The sequence below is a fragment of the Xenorhabdus sp. SGI246 genome, assembly GCF_040838225.1.
Lineage (GTDB): Bacteria > Pseudomonadota > Gammaproteobacteria > Enterobacterales > Enterobacteriaceae > Xenorhabdus > Xenorhabdus indica.
In genome coordinates, this window is record NZ_JBFPEZ010000039.1 from 1 (window position 1) to 17,056 (window position 17,056).

Annotated in this window: 12 protein-coding genes and 3 pseudogenes; 11 read left to right on the forward strand and 4 right to left on the reverse strand. The window is 33.9% G+C overall.

The features are described 5' to 3' along the window. Window positions 1–292 precede the first annotated feature (292 nt). The 5 genes from ABLA85_RS08975 to ABLA85_RS08995 all read left to right on the forward strand — a co-directional run bounded on the left by ABLA85_RS08975 (window position 293) and on the right by ABLA85_RS08995 (window position 6,005). Window positions 293–3,274, forward strand: a complete 2,982-nt coding sequence (locus ABLA85_RS08975) for an AMP-binding protein (RefSeq protein ID WP_367963277.1) — start codon at window positions 293–295, stop codon at window positions 3,272–3,274. A 4-nt stretch (window positions 3,275–3,278) separates the two neighbouring features. Beyond that, window positions 3,279–4,736 (forward strand): MFS transporter, encoded by a 1,458-nt coding sequence (locus ABLA85_RS08980; RefSeq protein WP_367963279.1) that lies wholly within the window; start codon window positions 3,279–3,281, stop codon window positions 4,734–4,736. Between the two features lie 526 nt (window positions 4,737–5,262). Next, window positions 5,263–5,664, forward strand: coding sequence for a hypothetical protein (locus ABLA85_RS08985; protein WP_367963282.1), 402 nt, complete (start codon window positions 5,263–5,265; stop codon window positions 5,662–5,664). 57 nt (window positions 5,665–5,721) lie between these two features. Next, complete coding sequence (locus ABLA85_RS08990) at window positions 5,722–5,961, forward strand: hypothetical protein (RefSeq protein WP_367963285.1); 240 nt, start codon at window positions 5,722–5,724, stop codon at window positions 5,959–5,961. Next, window positions 5,958–6,005 carry a hypothetical protein gene (locus tag ABLA85_RS08995; RefSeq protein ID WP_367963607.1) on the forward strand — a complete coding sequence of 16 codons (48 nt, stop codon included), beginning with the start codon at window positions 5,958–5,960 and terminating at the stop codon, window positions 6,003–6,005. Before ABLA85_RS08990 ends, ABLA85_RS08995 begins: the two co-directional genes overlap by 4 nt. 57 nt (window positions 6,006–6,062) lie before the next feature. Here ABLA85_RS08995 and ABLA85_RS09000 read toward each other — a convergent pair. After that, window positions 6,063–6,835, reverse strand: a protein-coding gene (locus ABLA85_RS09000; protein WP_367963288.1) for an IS5 family transposase whose coding sequence is annotated in 2 segments (ribosomal slippage) — window positions 6,063–6,460 and window positions 6,460–6,835 — 774 coding nt in all. Because the reading frame shifts where the segments join, the coding sequence is not laid out codon by codon here. Window positions 6,836–7,198: 363 nt separating this feature from the next. On the opposite strand from ABLA85_RS09000, the gene ABLA85_RS09005 reads away from it, so the two are divergent. Together ABLA85_RS09005 and ABLA85_RS09010 are read left to right on the forward strand one after the other, a co-directional pair. After that, a complete protein-coding gene (locus ABLA85_RS09005) occupies window positions 7,199–7,387 on the forward strand; it encodes an MbtH family protein (RefSeq protein ID WP_367963290.1) in 189 nt (62 codons plus the stop codon). Window positions 7,388–7,862: 475 nt separating this feature from the next. Further along, window positions 7,863–11,132, forward strand: coding sequence for an amino acid adenylation domain-containing protein (locus ABLA85_RS09010; protein WP_367963293.1), 3,270 nt, complete (start codon window positions 7,863–7,865; stop codon window positions 11,130–11,132). A 263-nt stretch (window positions 11,133–11,395) separates the two neighbouring features. Here the strand turns inward: ABLA85_RS09010 and ABLA85_RS09015 are convergent, their stop codons facing one another. After that, window positions 11,396–12,004: a pentapeptide repeat-containing protein gene (locus tag ABLA85_RS09015; RefSeq protein WP_367963294.1), complete on the reverse strand. Its 609-nt coding sequence runs from the start codon at window positions 12,002–12,004 to the stop codon at window positions 11,396–11,398. A 243-nt stretch (window positions 12,005–12,247) separates the two neighbouring features. Here ABLA85_RS09015 and ABLA85_RS09020 point away from each other — a divergent pair. Then, window positions 12,248–13,117: pseudogene (locus ABLA85_RS09020) on the forward strand (IS630 family transposase); the annotation flags it as partial. Between the two features lie 3 nt (window positions 13,118–13,120). Here the strand turns inward: ABLA85_RS09020 and ABLA85_RS09025 are convergent. Next, a pseudogene (locus ABLA85_RS09025) lies at window positions 13,121–13,354 on the reverse strand (transposase); the annotation flags it as partial. Window positions 13,355–13,992: 638 nt separating this feature from the next. On the opposite strand from ABLA85_RS09025, the gene ABLA85_RS09030 reads away from it, so the two are divergent. From ABLA85_RS09030 to ABLA85_RS09040, 3 genes and pseudogenes are all read left to right on the forward strand, one after another. Further along, on the forward strand, window positions 13,993–14,142 hold the full coding sequence (locus ABLA85_RS09030) for a hypothetical protein (RefSeq protein WP_367963296.1): 150 nt from the start codon (window positions 13,993–13,995) through the stop codon (window positions 14,140–14,142). 34 nt (window positions 14,143–14,176) lie between these two features. Further along, a complete protein-coding gene (locus ABLA85_RS09035) occupies window positions 14,177–15,094 on the forward strand; it encodes an integrase domain-containing protein (protein WP_367963298.1) in 918 nt (305 codons plus the stop codon). A gap of 94 nt (window positions 15,095–15,188) precedes the next feature. Then, window positions 15,189–15,350 (forward strand): annotated as a pseudogene (locus tag ABLA85_RS09040) (IS110 family transposase); the annotation flags it as partial. A gap of 310 nt (window positions 15,351–15,660) precedes the next feature. On the opposite strand, the gene ABLA85_RS09045 reads toward ABLA85_RS09040, so the two are convergent. After that, window positions 15,661–16,419, reverse strand: coding sequence for an SDR family NAD(P)-dependent oxidoreductase (locus ABLA85_RS09045; protein ID WP_367963300.1), 759 nt, complete (start codon window positions 16,417–16,419; stop codon window positions 15,661–15,663). Between the last annotated feature and the right edge of the window lie 637 nt (window positions 16,420–17,056).

Sequence of the window (17,056 nt, forward strand, 5' to 3'; positions counted from 1 at the left end):
GCCTTATCCAGCATCATCAACGAGTGTTAGATAGATTTTTTATGCTGAAAGGATAAGTTGTTTAGTATTGTGTTAAAACGATGAAGCCTTTTAATTAGAAAAGGCTTCATCTGAAAATAGTCTCATATGATATTGAATAATTTTTATATATGGTATTATATTAAAAAATTAGTTTAATCATTCTCAATTTTTTATATTTTAATTTGGTTTATTGTGCATTAAATTGAACACTGTTAGTAATTCCTGACGTAAAATAAATTACAAATTGATTTTCATTAAGAGAAAATACATAATGAGCTCTTCTTATAAAGAAATAAATAATCAAGTTTTGATTGAAACAGAAATTTTTCCTAGATTAACGAAAATGGGAATTAAATATTCTCATTTGAACTTTAATTTCATAGAAAAAAATAATCATATAAAAATAAATCTATCTTATAGACTAGATAATCCACATGAATATGATCGTTTTGGTGTTTTTTTACGTGAATTAGATAGACAAAAAAGATTAATTCCTTTAATTCGTGATTTTCTGAAAATTCAATCATCTATTGTTGCATGTTATACAACAAAATCAATTTTTATTGATATAAATAAATTATGGAAGAATAATCAAATTGATTGCCTTTATGATAGTCTAGATTCATTATTATATATTCTTAATGAATATCGTACGGATATGTTTTTAAATGTACTATTGAAATTTAAACAAAAAAACAACATACCTTATCTCAAAAAGGTTGAATTTAATTCGCATGAGCATTTTGATTTTTTAGACTATAATTTTGTTTTATTAGATAATGTTAAAAATCAAGAAAATTTAGTTTATTATGATACGAGTTTAGTGACTATGAATGAAGATCAACTGGAGAAAATTTCTTCGTTTCTAGCACAAAAATTGAAATCTTTTATCTTGTGTAAAGAATATTTTACGATAAAGGGGAAATCAGCTGAGGTTGTATCAATTTATACTCCTAGTCAACATGATGTTATAAATAATAATTACTTATTTCATATTAGAAATAATGAAAAAATTGTTTTTTCAAACTCATTGCACATTCAATTAAATAAAGAAAATGAAAATCCACCAAATATATATAAAGGTAATTTGGTTGCTAACTGGTTATTTAAAGAGATTATTGGATATATATTTAGCAAACTTAACAATAAAATACATCCTGCAATAGAGATAATTGGAAAAAATACATCAAATTATCAACAATTCATATGTAGTTTGAATGGTGAGTGTATTATTTCTCCTACGACTAAAAAGAGTAATGACATAGCAATATTGGTATTGTTGCCAGATGCAGATATAAATTGGAATGAAATGCCATGTAAAAGTATAGTTATAGATCTTTACGGAATTGCTAAATATGGATATATTAGAAATGCATTATCATCAGAAATTATATATATTGAAGGAATATGTTTAGAATGCAATGATATAGACATAATTACTGACAAGTCATTATTAAATATTAACAAATCACTATCTTTTATTGAAGGCGTTTTAGATGTTTTATTTTATTCTAAATTAACAGACGATGAAAAAAACAAATCTACTTCCGACGATTTTCTAGAATTAGTAAATAAATTTAATATCAAAATTAAAGCCCTAAAAGGAAGAGAAGGGGAAATAGTAGAAACTCATCTAAAAACTTTTCCTAAAATAGAAGATTCATGGAATTATTTATGTTCTAATATAATTTCTCATTCTGAACATATAGCTTGTCAGTCTGAATCAAAGAACAATACTAACTTATGTCATTATATATTTGATAAAAAAAATCTTGAATCTAAATCAGTAATAATAGATCCAGAAAATAAAATCACTATGAATTATAAAGAAATATTTAGTATGGCTAGTAATATTGCTCATGAATTTTCTAATAGAGGATATAAAAAAGGAGATGTCATTGCTTTATCTGCTGTTGACACTTGTACAAGTGTAGCTGTTATGCTTGGTTGTATGATGGGTGGGTGGATATTTTGCCCTATCAATTATCATGCATCTCAACAAGATATTATGGTGATGTTAAATGCAGCAGATCCTAAATTACTTATTTACAGTAATTCAGAAGCATGCATGATAGCTAAAGACATAGCTAATTGCGAATGTATTGAACTTAATAAATTTATATTAAATACGTTTGCTATTAATCATACAAAGATATATCCAATAACTATGCTTAAACATAGTTGGCCAGCAGTAATGCTATTTACTTCTGGTTCAACAGGAACACCTAAGGCATTGCTGCACTCTCATGGGGATTTTATAAACTGCAACCAGAATTATGTTCGCTATGTCATACAGATTAAAAAATATGATAAAGTTTTTTCCCCATCACGTTTATTTTTTGCCTATGGGCTAAATAATATTCTAATCTCACTATATTCAGGAGCAACTCATATTCTAGCCACACCTCTTTCAAAATCAATGAATATGCTTCAGCTTATTGATAAATACAATGTTAGTGTGATATTGGCTGTTCCAATAATGTACAAATTAATGTTATCATTATTAGATGAAAATATTAATTTTCCGAAGTTGCGTTTATGTATATCTGCTGGAGAAGCTTTACCATCTAAGCTATTATTTAATTTAAAAGATAAACTTGGTGTTCCTGTATTGGATGGTATTGGTATGACGGAAGCAATTTCCACTTTTATTTCATCAAGATTAGGAAATATCTTACCAAATTGCACAGGGACTTTAGTGCCAGGTTTTACTGCTGAACTAAGAAGAGAGGACGGTAGTATTTGCAGTATCGGTGAAGTTGGAACATTATGGATTAGAGGAAACACTCTTACCGAAAAATATCTAAACAGCACAGAGCAAAATGAAAAGACATTTATAGATGGTTGGCTAAATACTAATGATTTATTTTTTACAGACTATCGTCAAAGATTTTATTATGTTGGTCGTTCTGGTCGAGTTATTAAAATCAATGGTTGTTGGTGTTCACCACAAATGATGGAAAAGGTAATTATATCTCACCCAAATATATATGATTGTGCTGTATGTATCATAAAAGATGAATATGGATTGGACAGAACAAGAGCTTTTATAGTTTTGGATGAAAAATATGAGAAGTTAGTATCTATGACTAAATTATCAAAAGAATTACATGAATTAAGTAGACGTAAGCTAGGTAAATTTCAATATCCACATTCATTTTTTCTAGTTAAAAGCTTGCCTAGAACCGGGAGTGGAAAATTGAATTTAAATAACTTGTTGAATTATAAAGACTTGGCATTAATGGAGTTTTGAGTTTATGAAAAATAAGAATAACAATGTGTTAGAATCTAGTAGCCCAAGTGTGCCGTTTAGATGGAAAGTAATGATAATTCTTCTACTGGCTAATTTTATGACTATTCTTGATGCCAGTATTTTAAATGTAGCATTACCTAGTTTACAGAGTTATTTTGAAAATACAGAAGAACAGTTATCTTGGGTGGTTACAAGTTATATTATAGCTTTTGCTATAGGATTAATTCCTTTTGGTCGTCTTGGTGATTCTGTAGGGCGTAGAAAAATATTTATTTTGGGGTTACTTGGTTTTACTATTACTTCAACTTTATGTGGAATATCTAGTACAATTAATGATCTTATTGCACTAAGATCATTACAAGGGTTAACTGCGGCAATGTTAACACCACAGATACTTGCTATTGCTGTAACAATATTCACCCCCAATGAACGGCCAAGAATATTTTCTACTTTTGGATTTATAGCAGGATTTGCTGCTATCTTTGGCTCAATATTATGCGGTATACTGCTTCATGTAAATCCCTTTGGTTTAGGTTGGAGACTATGTTTTCTTATCAATCTACCTATAGGCTTAATTATTATTTTATTTTCATTTAAATATATCCCGGAATCTAAGTCCGATAATAATTTTCGACTTGATTTTTTAGGTATTTTATTAATGACAATGACTATTTTTTCTTTCATTTATCCATTAATAGAAAGTAGTGTAAATGGATGGCCTACTTGGTATTTCATTTTAATTTCACTATCTTTTTTGTGTTTTTTAATATTCATTAAATGGGAGTTTTTTCAAGACAAAAAACGAAATCCACTTTTATTTCCTATATATCTCGTAAAAAACAAAAATTATCTTATTGGTGGAGTGTCTATTTTATTTTTATTTTTTATTTTGCAAGGATTTTTATTTATTTTGGCAATTTTTTTACAAAAAGGGTTATCTTATTCATCAATGAAAGTTGCTATAGTGATAAGTTTTTTTTCAATTGGTGTTGCAGCAGCAATTATGGTGAATGTTTTTATTTCTAATTTAAAATTTAAAATAATAACTGGAGCAACTCTTTTTTGTTTTAGTTTTATTTTTCTGTACTTCTTGATTCAAGAAATAGAGTCATTTGGTAATTGTCCTTATATTATCATTTCCCTTTTTTTAGGTGGAGTAGGTAATGGTATGCTAGTTTCTTCTCTCTTTCAAACAATCACAAGAACAGTGTTAGCGAAGGATATGGGAGCAGCATCTGGTTCTTTGCAAGTGTTACAGCAAATAGGAGCAATAATTGGAGTAGCTTTTACATCTAATGTTTTCTTTAGTGAAAATTTTCATATCAAAAAAAGTGGATTTAATGATTCCATTTATTATTTAAATGCAATGCAAGATGTGCTGATTTATTTTATTTTGGTTTGTATTGTAATTTTATTTTTATCTTTAAAAATTAATTTTTCTTTTTATAAAAACAAAGTATAGAGTTTAAATTTGGAAAAACTCAATCCACTCACTAAGGAGCCATAATGTGGATTGAGTTATGCTCATCGAAACATTGCGTCTTTAAATGGATATTAAATTAATAAGATAAATTATCTGAATTATTGTTAAGTGGATTAGGAAAACTATCTGCAAACTTATCTCTATGATGAGCTGATAGCTGGCATAGCAGTAGTGCAAATGGTTTCTCTGGTGCACTTATAATCAATACCACGATAACCCGATTTTCCATCTATTATTATGAAATCGAAGATAATACTTTCTGAGCCTGAACTAATTACATTGCAACAACTGGCTTTGAATCACCTATACTGGGACGTCCGTACGCGAGGAACGGATTTGCTCATGCTTACCAGAGGTGTCACGCCGTCCCAGATCACTGCTGTGATAGGATACAGTCTCCTGGTTATCTATACCAATCTGATTGCAAGATGCGTGTGATTTCTCCCCGCTTCGCCGGGAAAAATCAGGTTTCATATAGTGTTGTAAATTGGCAGCTTGAAGTTGAATGCGTATACAACTAGGTCATACATGGCAAAATTCAGGGATAGCTGGATTATTAGGTGGGCATGCCGGAGGCCGGTATCTCGCCATGACGCCTGAAATGATTACCACTGTGGTCGAAGCCGCCTGCACAGAATCCCTAACATTCGCCAAGATAGCCCAATGTGTTGAAGCAAAGCATGGTTTCCTGCACTGCACGTTTGAAACGCTGGCGAATTCCCTGAAAAAGCAAGGGCTCACCTATAAAAGAACCCGCCTATCGTTAAAAAAAGTGCACGAAATGGAGTTTGCTAAAAAATCCGCTTTGCTGAATAAGATTAAGGCCGGAGCACAGTTAGGCCATTACCATCTGATCTATTTTGATGAAGCCGGTTTTTCCACGTCTTCTCCGGTACAGTATGGATAGAGTCCACGGGATAAGCACCACGAGACTGAACTTCAAAAGCATAACAGACGGTCAGTTTTGGGTTCGTTAAATTACACGGACAACATACTGTTTTACCAGACAATATCAAGCAGTGTCACGCGGGCTGATGTGATTGATTTTTTAGAGCAGGTAGCAAAACAGGGCGATAAACGCCTGACATTTTTAGTGCTGGATAATACACGTATTCACCATGGGATAGAGGAAAAAATCAGAAATGCTGATTACGAGAGTACAATCTGCTTTTATTTTATCTTCCCGACTACAGCTCGGAGCTGAATCTGATTGAAATCGCCTGGCAACAGGCTAAATATCACTGGTGACATTTTATCATCTGGACTCAGGATGCAATGGACTACATGCTTTACTAGATGCTGTCGTCATGAAATATTTAACCAAAGAACAAGACTACGAATTTGTACCGCAGCAAGAAAAGACGCGCTGTTTTTTGCATAGCGCGTTGCTATACCACGCCAGCGTTTAAGATGAAGAAATGAATTTTCAACCAAATGGCGGTGCCGGTAGAGCTCACGGTCGTATTCTCTGGCAACTTTTCGATTTTTTCGACTGGGGATCTGAACTTGCATACCTTGTTGTTCCGCTTTTTCTACTATCGCGTTGCTATCATAACCTTTATCTGCCAAGAGGTGCTCGGCATCAAATCCGTCAATCAAGGCCTCAGCTTCAGCTTGTGAACAATCCGCTGTGGTACCGCTTGTAATAACAACTCTGACCGGCATACCATGTGCATCCACGGCCAAATGGATCTTGGTATTGAGCCCCCTTTTGTAAGTCCCATCTCCTGATTGCCGCCTTTTGCTCCAGCCGCATCGGGATGAACTTTAATATGGCTGGCATCAATCATTAACCATTCGAAATCGGGATCATTAACCAATTGTTCGAGCAGCTTTTCCCATACTCCGTTATCTCTCCAGTGGCAAAAACGACGATGGGTATTTTTCCAGCCGCCATAATCAGGATGCAGATCCCGCCAAGGTGCCCCCGTCCGTAAAATCCAAAACACCCCATTGATAAAACGTCGATTATCTTCAGCGACACGTCCCCAAGCGCTTTTACGTCCTGGTAGATGAGGTTCAAGCAGATCCCAAATGTGATCTGAAATATCGTGGCGGCGGTGTGCAGGTGTACTCATAATTAATCGACTCTTTTGATGGAATAGGAAACATTATCGCACAATTAACTTTATGACGACACCACCTGGAAAGTTATGGTGATCAATTTGTAATTCATTTTTCTTAAGCACTTAACAAATAAAAAACAAATCATATTCTTATGAAAACAAGTTATTTTGAAATTTTCACATGAATGGTTATATTAGATTTTTTAGATAATCGTCAACATTATTAGTGTTATTAATGAATTTAAGTTAATTTCTTGTTGAGATCAATTAATTATAAAAGTATAATTAAGATATAAATTATATGAATTTTGGTTTTTATCAACCTTAGTCAGTTTCATATGATTATTTAATCATTATTAATTAAGGAATTAAATTATGAATAATACCGATATTTTTTTTGCTCTGATAAACCATGAAGAACAATATTCACTCTGGCCATCAAAACTAAATATTCCAATAGGATGGGAAAAAGTTTTTGAAGGGAGCAAAGATGAATGCTTGTCTTATGTAAATAATAATTGGGTTGATATGAGACCTAAATCATTTCGTGAAAGTTTAGTTTAAAACTATAATATATTTTTATTCTTACAACTTGTTTAGCCAATTTGAAATATATAAATAAAAAATCACAATCAACTAATACGTTGATATAAATTAAAATAAACCGTCTAGTTAAATATTTAACGGCGGTTTATTTCTTAGTGTTATAAAATTATTATTTGGCATTGTAAAAAATGATATTTTTATTTACATGAAATTATTTTATATTGAAATTTTTATTTTTAACTTAGGATGCCGGCATTAAAGTTATTCATTGATATAATGATAAGAAAGTATTTTAAATAGCTCTCAAATTAATATTAATAAATGATAAGTTAATTTTAAAATCAGCCTTAAATTACTTGTTCTACCTATTATTTGAAGTAAATTTAATTTTCAAAAAAGCACAAAGATTATTTTCTTGATAAGATATATTATGTGCCATTTTGTGAATAGCACAACATCACAAATATTTGACTGACCTTTAAATGGAATTTTTATGAAAAATAATTTTAACTCTATACAACAAAGTTTTAACATAAGAGATAACATGTCAATTTCATGCGTACAAAAACGTATTTGGTTTTCCCATAATTATTTAAAAGAATATGGAGGTAATTGTAATATTTCATTTTCCATGCACTTCGATGGTGCTAATTTTTCTATTGATAATATGAAATCTGCCATTGCTTTATTGATAAAGCGTCATGAATTAATGCGAACTTCATTTAAGATTCATGAAAATAAAATAGAACTAATACGAAATATAAAAAATAAGGTATCCATTGAACTTTCCGTACAAGATATAAAAGAAAAAAATGTTATTGAATATATAAAAAACTATGCGAATTATCCCATTGATATAATTGATAATTTTTTAATTAAATTTAGTATATTGCGTATAAATAAATCAAAACATATAATGGTAGTTTGTATTCATAAAATAATTGCAGATAGCTTATCTATAAAGATAATAACTAGAGACTTGCGTGAATTATATTACTCTATATCAAATAATAAAAAAAATGAATTACCTCCTTTAATTTTTCAGTATTTTGATTATATTGCTATAGAACAAAAAAAAAACCGTCTTGAAGATATATTATATTGGAATGAACAAATTTCTGGTTATCAAAATAATTTATCCCTTCCTTATGACCATGCACATACCTCTGCTAGAGTGTGGCATTCAGGCACTTATCATTATTCATACTCATGCAAATTAAAAAATATTGTTAAAAATTTTTGTTTATCAAACAATACGAATTTATTTATAGGCTTAATGACTAGCTTAACTATAGTATTATATCAATATAGTAAAAAAAATGATATTTGCATTGGTACGACAGTTACAGGCAGAAAATGTGAAGAATTAAATGATGTAGTGGGTTTTTTTACCAACATACTACCTATAAGATTAGATTTTTCTAAAAAATTAACAATTAAACAGTTATTAGAACAAATTCATAAGGTAACATTATGTAGCTTTGAACATCAAGAATTAGTATTTGAGCGTATAATTGAAGAATCTAGCAAAAAAAGAAATAATAACCATAGATCATTGGTGCCAGTAATTATTTGCTTAGATAATTCTCCAATATATAATAATATAAATTGGTCAGAAGATCTTATTTTGAATGAAATTATCTTCAATGAAGATAAATTTACTGAGCATGAACTTAACTGGAAATTCCATGAGCATTCAGATTCATTAGAATTAACTATAGAATATGCAACAGATTTATTTACTGAAGAAACAATTAAGCGAATGGTAAAACATTATGAGTTAGCTCTTGAGTATTTGGCGTTATTACCTGATTTTTTCATTGAAAATATAAATATGTTAAGTAATCAAGAAAAAAAATTATTTACTTTAATCAATGAGTCAGAAAATAAAATAGCAAAATATAGTTTAATTAAATATTTCGAATTGCAATCAATACATAATTCTGATAATCCATCATGTATCGGAACTACTATGATGGATTCTAACAAACTTTATAACAAAATATTGAGTTATTCACAGCTCAACTCGCGTGCTAATCAAGTAGCTAGATGGTTAGTAGCTATGGGAGTAGAACGAGAAACAAGAGTAGCCGTCTATTGTGAAAGATCTGTTGAATTAGTTATAAGTTTAATAGCTATTTTAAAGATTGGTGCTTGTTATGTTCCTGTTGACCCTCAATATCCATTAAGTTATAGAAACCATATCTTTAATGATGTTTGCCCAAAAATTATTTTAACTACTGATCTCCTTACAAAGGATATAGTAGAAATTAAAAAGAATAAGTTAACATTAGACTTAGATAAGAATGGTGTTTTTTTTAATATGGAACTATCCACCTTATCAGAAAATAACTTAGATATAATAGATATTATCAATTTATCTCAAATTGCCTGTATCATGTATACTTCAGGATCAACGGGAAAACCAAAGGGAGTTATGATCCCATACGCACAACTTCATAATTGGATTGAAGCTTCCTGGGAACGTATGCCATTTAGTGAGTCAGAAGTTATATTACAAAAAACTCCAATTATATTTGCTGTATCAGTAAAAGAATTATTAAGTGGTCTACTCCAAGGAATTCCATTAGTATTAGCAAGTGATGTGCTAACTAAGGACATAAAATCATTGTCAAAAATAATAAATTATTGGAGTGTGACTCGACTTTACTTGGTTCCTTCACATTTAGAATCACTACTTGATTATGCATTAATTGAGAAATTTTTATTACAATCGTTACGTTATGTGATTACTGCAGGAGAACCGTTATTACAAAGTTTGAAAGATAGAACAATGACACAACTACCTCAAGTTAGCATATGGAATAATTATGGTTGTACAGAATTAAATGATGTGACTTATTGTGCGCCTTATGATTTTAGAACTGGTAGTCGTTTTGTTCCTATAGGTTTTCCAATATGGAATACTAAAGTTTATGTTTTAGATGAGCAATTACGTCAAGTACCTATAGGAGTTATAGGAGAATTGCATGTGTGCAGTGTAGGTATGGCTTTAGGATATCTTGGTCAACCTAAACTTACCGCTCAAAAATTTATTGCTAACCCATATGGCAATATGCCAGGTGCTAGACTTTATAAAACAGGTGATTTAGTTCGTTATTTAAATGATGGGTCACTGGAATTTATGGGGCGTAACGACTTTGAAATAAAGGTTAGAGGGCACAGAATAGACGTACGTCAAGTTGAATCTATTGCTAATAATTATGAATGTGTAAAACAGGCAGTAATTGTAGCTTGGCCACCTAGTTTAAATCCAACTAAACTTGTAGCTTTTTTGTTACTTAACAAAAATTCAATTGATATTACTGATTTTTCTCTATATATGTCTAAACACTTGCCATCTTATATGGTTCCATCTTTATATAAAATTTTGGATATTTTTCCAACATTACCCAATGGTAAACTTGATAGATCTAGCTTACAAACATCTGATGTTAACGCAATGAGATATGGAAAAAATATTTCTGCGCACTCAAATATAGAAATGCAATTAGAAAAAATATTTGGGCAAATATTACATTTAAATAAAATTGAACTGTCTGATAGTTTTTTTGATCTTGGCGGAAACTCATTACTTGTGATGCATCTAGTATCAAAAATACAAAGTGTATTTAATATTACACTCCAAATGAATAAAATTTTTGAGTCACCAACAATACTCGAATTATCAGAACTTATTTTTCGTTTACAGCAATCAAACCAAGAAAAAAACCTTATTGATATTAGTGGATTATTTTTTTAAAAAATAAACCATTGGATTAAATATGTTTATTTAATATACTTAATTTACGGTAAGGTCAGTTTTTTGACACTTACCGTTTTGATTCATAACTGAACACCACCTCCTGAGGAGGTGGTCAGCAACAGGTTTTGGCTCTGCCTTATTGTTTTTTAGATTTTAAAATAACGGTAGCGGCATAGGCTTGTTTTTAGGGATTTTAGTACGCCCCTCTGGGGCGAAATCAATGCCACCTTCTATGAAGGTAGATTTTTACTTATTTTCTATTAATCGACCAGGTTGATATCCAAACAGTCTAATAGCCCTAAAGCGTCAAAACGAGTAAATATTGCACCTGTGATATTATTTTTATATATATCTATGATATAGTTTTGAGCTTCACTGAAATTAGTTTTTTCTAAGTTAGTATTATTAAATAAAGACCTTGATAAATTACTATAAATGAAATTTGACGAACTAAAATCTCCCTCCCTGAAATCTACACCTTGGGCATTACATTCTATCAAATTTAAATTTTTTAAAATCAAACCGTAAAAAGAAGAGTCATTCATTTTACACTTTTCAAATTTTAATTGAGATTCAAATGAAAATTTTGGAAAATTTGCTTTTGCCCAATTTATTCCAATCATTTTACACTCATAGAATTCCACATCATTAAATATGGTTTTGTCTATATCTATTAAACTTAGATTACAGCTTTCAAATTTACAATCTATAATTTTACACTTTTTAAGTGTAGAGTTGCTAAAATTACAATTTTTAAATTCACAGTCATAAAATGTTGTGTTTTCAATTTTTTTTTCGGGTTGTATTAAGCTATTAAATATTTCCGACTGAATTTCTCTTCTCATTTCCAGTTCATTTTTTTTTGTCATAGATTATTCCTATAATATTTTTATTAAAATGATCTTAATTCTATTAAATTAGAAAGCTTTACGATTATAAGATACTTCTAAATATTTTTCCATCCAGTTAATTAAATCCCGAACGAGAAAAGTGAACAGTGTTCGCTGGATTAAATAAGCTTTCAAAATAGTAGATCACTTGGAGGGAAATCAGTCCAATTTTTGCGATCTGATTAATCACCAAATCAAAAAAATCCCAAAATGGACTGAGTGATGCGAATCATAGCACCTATCCCACGAAGTGAACGCTGTCAGATGAAAAAATTTATTCATAAAACTCGGGATAAAGATTATGCCCGCCGACTCATGGCACTCTTAATGTTACATGAAAGTCAGACCGTTTCTCACATCGCCAGAACCCTTCATTGTTCACGTTCTTCCGTCCATCGTTGGATAAATTGGTTAACATTATATGGGCTGGAAGGACTAAAAAACTTACCGAGAGGCAGGCCTGCCCGATGGAATTTAGCCCCAATTTTTAGCTTGCTGTCATTCTTATTATCACACTCCCCGCAGGACTTTGACTGTGTGCGTTCACGCTGGAGTCTTGAACTTATCACTCATATAATCAATGAATTATTAGGGTTATCTCTGTCGAAAAGTACGCTTTATCGTTACTTTTGTCAGGTAGGTATTGTCTGGCGAAGAGCGGCACCTACCGTCAAAAAGCCTGATCCTGAGTATGACGAAAAAATGGCAAAAATCACCGAAGCCTTAGCCAAGGTATCAGAGCAACATCCTGTTTTTTATGAAGATGAAGTCGATATCGATCTGAATCCTAAAATTGGGGCAGACTGGTGTCTAAAAGGGCAACAGAAACGCGTGATGACACCGGGGAAAAACCAAAAACACTACCTTGCAGGCTGCCTTGATGCCCGAACAGGTCAAGTGACCTATGTTGGTGGTATAAAGAAAAACTCTGATTTATTTATCAATATGTTAGAGGAAATTAATCGTCAGTATCGCCAAGCCAAAAGTATCACGTTGATTTTGGATAATTATGGTATTCACAAAAGCCGGAAAGTCAGGGAATGGCTAAAGCAACATCCTAAATTTAATTTGTTATTTTTACCCGTCTATACGTAATTAACTTGAAGATTCTGGTTTTAACGTCTGGAAATTATCCGTCAGACGGGTAGCGAGTTCTTTTGCTTTTTGTGGCAGCGTGACATGAAAAAAATGCAGGGGTGTTTTACGGAATAGGGTTGCATCCGGGAAATAAACATTATTGCGTACCTGCTCATTCATGTACTTTCATAATCACTCTATCGGATTGAGATTAGGACTGTAAGGGGGCAGATAATGGAGTTCTATGTTAGTACTACAGCCGTGGCATGGAAAAATAAAATGATATTCAATACGTTGTATATTGACCTTACTAGAACTGAACAGTAAGATTAATCACTGTTATCACAACGATCTCTCGCCTGCAAGGATCACCTAACGGATGGCGAAATAAAACTCCTGTAGCCCGAAAAGGAGTGCAAATATTGCGGTACATCTGCACACTTTTGGAAGCAGATATTGTTAGACACCTAAATCTCGTCTGGCAATGGAAGTCTCCCGGTCTCAACATGAAACCGGCTTACCACACGATAGCGCAGAACATTCTCTGTCTCATGCTGAACGATACTGTTTTAACCGGTATAACATTCACCTGCATTTTATATTTATCACGGTAAACGTCCCGAAAATTGCGCGGCGTCACTTGCGTTAAAGCGAAGCGATTACCAAGTGACGCCGCAAAGCGGCTAACGTCCAGAGCACGTCCGGTCTGGCTTTACGACCGATTTGAATCCCGAATTACTCAGTGAAACCACGCAAAATAGGTCATTGAATGACATTCTGTTTGATTAACGAACAACCGCTAGATCTGGTTTTCAACCCACTGCCTTGCAACAGGCTGATGCAGTAAAAAAGGAGATACGACACGTCAAGATAATGAGGCGTTCATCCTGATGAGATCAGGCACTGAACGGGGAGCATACCATCGCCGTGCTGAGCACGCCGCGATCTCCTGCAATAACTCAACACAACCTCGCTCTGCTACACATTGTCTGACGTACCACGGAACGGTGAACCTGAACCGACACGCAGAGAATTTTTAAGCATAAGAAATGAAAAGTGACAGGGAAGGTGCGGATGGCGCAGAACTCAACACGTTCAAAGGTTGAGCAGTTCAGAAAAGCCTTTATTACTCATGCCCGACAGGCGGGCGGGAGTTTTGCCACGGTGGCGGATCGTGAGCGGATTGCCCGGTACTTCCTGGATTATTTGAAAAACAATGGGATCAAACTCCGGCAAATGGATAGCCTGAAGGTGAAATATATCGAGCGCTATATTGCTGAGCGTAAGGCCAACCATATCAGTCATCGGACACTGCAAAATGAGATGTCTGTGCTGCGAGCCATTTTAGCGCAGGCCGGCAAGCATAAGCTGGCTGATACCGCGAATCCCCGTCTGAGCAATCAGGCTTTAGGTATCGCGGATATGAGCCGCAAGGGAACGAAAACGGCGCTGACACCGGCGGCATTCAGCGAAACCTTTCAGCAGGTCGAACAAAAAGACCGGAGTGTGGCGGCGGTGATGCAATTGGCCTATGTGTTGGGACTGCGTACCAAAGAAGCCGTGGAAGCCTACAAATCGTTAGCGACCTGGAAAAAAGCACTGGAAAACGGCCATACCGCCGTGAGGGTAGTGTTTGGCACGAAGGGGGGACGGCCTAGACAGACGACCATACTGGATCGGGCTGCGCTTCAAAATGCCATTGCCTATGCAGAGCGAGAGCAGGTAGGACGTAGCGGCAAACTGATTGATAAACCCACGATCACTCAGGCCATAGACCGTTACCGCTATATTGTCAGAAGCGCAGGATTGACGGGTAATAATGCCCCACACAGTATGCGTTACCATTTTGCGCAGCAATCCGGTGAATATTACAAAGCGCAGGGTTTCAGTGAGCGGGAAGCGTTAGCTCTGGTGTCGATGGATTTAGGGCATGGTGATGGGAGGGGGCGCTATATCCGACAGGTGTATTACCGGAAGACTGAGGGTGAATAAATAAAAGTGTACTGACTTATAGATTATCTGGTTTTATGGTAAGTGCAATAAAACTGAATAATTGATGAAATTCTTAACTGACTGCTCTCCGGCAACGGTGGTGATGGAAGCCTGTGCTGGCTCACATTTCATGGCAAGGCGGATCGCTGATTTGGGGCATGAGGCCAAGCTGATTTCACCGCAGTTTGTTCGTCCTTTCGTCAAAAGTAACAAGAATGATTTTGTTGATGCTGAAGCTATCTGTGAAGCCGCTTCACATAAAAATTGGCTCTTTAAAGCTGACACACTTTTAAGGTTCATCAGGCGCGAAATTCATTGAGGCGCAGGCTTCTTGCCTATAATGACGCCGGATAGATTTAAGCAAGCCCAAAATTCATCAAAATGAGTGTTGCAAAAACGAGGCACCCGTAGATTTATGCTCTATATGGAAGCGCTGTTATTTAAGCAATTTTAGCCTACCAAAATTAGCCTACCAAAATTTCATACATAACCCTTGTAGGTTACCGGAACACGGCTTAATGCGACTGAGCCATATTAATTACCACCAGTAATTGATTACTTATAAATCAATATAAGCTCATGCCACCATCAATAACCAAGGTGACACCCGTGACCCAGGAGGCCTCATCAGAAGCCAGATACAATGCAGCTCCGGCATGATCCTGAGGTAATCCTGTGCGTTTCAGAGGAATATTAGCCGCTCTTTGTTGCCATAATTCAGGCTGATTTTCCCATTGCTCCTGGTTTGCTTTAGTGGCTGTTAAGCCTGGACAAATACCATTAACTCTTATTCCATGTTCCGCAAGCTCATATGCCGCGCTTTTGGTGAGATTTTCCATTCCTGCTTTGGCTATTTGATAATGTGCTACCCGGCTTCGACAAAGTCTGGAACTAAGTGAAGAAACATTAATAATATTTCCAAATATGTCATGTTCTATCATGCGCTTTGCAACCAGCTGGGTAAGAAAGAAAGGTATCTTCAAATTCGTATCAAGAACCTGATCGTATTTTTCTTCATCAATGATAAGAAATGTGTCACGGGTGAGAGTACCAACATTATTGACCAAGGTGTTGACTTTACCCAGAGTCTTCTCACTATGTTGAAGTATTTCTTTACAGCAGCTGATATCCGACATATCACACTGTAATGAAGTTACCTTGCCTTTTTCACTGCTGAGTATGTCACAGAGTTCAGCAGCTTTAGCTACGGAATCTTTATAGGTAAATAATACGTCAGCTCCGGCGATAGAAAATCTTCTGACTATTGCCTCTCCAATACCATGACTTCCTCCGGTGACGATCACCTTTTTACCTGATAAGTTCATTTCATCCTGCCTAATTTTTCGAAGGTTAGTTTTCTAATTTAATGCTTTTTACTCTGGGTGCCAGAAATTGGTAATAGATTCCGGCTAGCGTAAAAAGACCAATCGTCCCTAACAGTAGTCAGGGAATTTCGCTGATGCCTAGAGTTTTATACAGGTCATAAAGGATGCCGCTTCCGCAAATAAGATAAAAACATTAATTAACTTAACGCGATGCTCGACTTTAACATCCTATAACGTTGGTTTGTTGAAACGTTGGTTTGTTGAAGCCAGTCGCGTTGACTTTTACCTTGTTTAAAATTGGCAAAAATGCCCAACGACGGCCTTTTTCTGGATTACAGTGGATTGAAAAATAAACAACCCCCAACTTGCCTCAACATTGCAGAGTGCGCAGAGTGCTCCCAGTTCACTTTTTCAACATATCATGCACAATTCTAACAATTATTAAACAGAAATTCTCAATGAATAACTGCAAGCTGAAATTTATAACCACATGAAATAAAAAAAGAATGCCGATTTTCTCTATCTGGAATGGCACTAAATAGCGCGAAAACTTTTTTATTTTTTATTCATAATATCATGTAAATAAAAGAGAAATTTTTTCATTGAGAATTGCTGATTATTAAACATATTTTGATTG

Excerpts from the sequence above, each read along its gene's own strand:
- ABLA85_RS09005 (WP_367963290.1), top strand. The coding sequence starts at position 7,199 with ATGAATAATACCGATATTTTTTTTGCTCTGATAAACCATGAAGAACAA.
- ABLA85_RS09045 (WP_367963300.1), bottom strand. The coding sequence starts at position 16,419 with ATGAACTTATCAGGTAAAAAGGTGATCGTCACCGGAGGAAGTCATGGT.
- ABLA85_RS09035 (WP_367963298.1), top strand. The coding sequence starts at position 14,177 with ATGGCGCAGAACTCAACACGTTCAAAGGTTGAGCAGTTCAGAAAAGCC.
- ABLA85_RS09015 (WP_367963294.1), bottom strand. The coding sequence starts at position 12,004 with ATGACAAAAAAAAATGAACTGGAAATGAGAAGAGAAATTCAGTCGGAA.
- ABLA85_RS08980 (WP_367963279.1), top strand. The coding sequence starts at position 3,279 with ATGAAAAATAAGAATAACAATGTGTTAGAATCTAGTAGCCCAAGTGTG.
- ABLA85_RS08985 (WP_367963282.1), top strand. The coding sequence starts at position 5,263 with ATGCGTATACAACTAGGTCATACATGGCAAAATTCAGGGATAGCTGGA.
- ABLA85_RS09030 (WP_367963296.1), top strand. The coding sequence starts at position 13,993 with ATGAGATCAGGCACTGAACGGGGAGCATACCATCGCCGTGCTGAGCAC.
- ABLA85_RS09010 (WP_367963293.1), top strand. The coding sequence starts at position 7,863 with ATGAAAAATAATTTTAACTCTATACAACAAAGTTTTAACATAAGAGAT.
- ABLA85_RS08975 (WP_367963277.1), top strand. The coding sequence starts at position 293 with ATGAGCTCTTCTTATAAAGAAATAAATAATCAAGTTTTGATTGAAACA.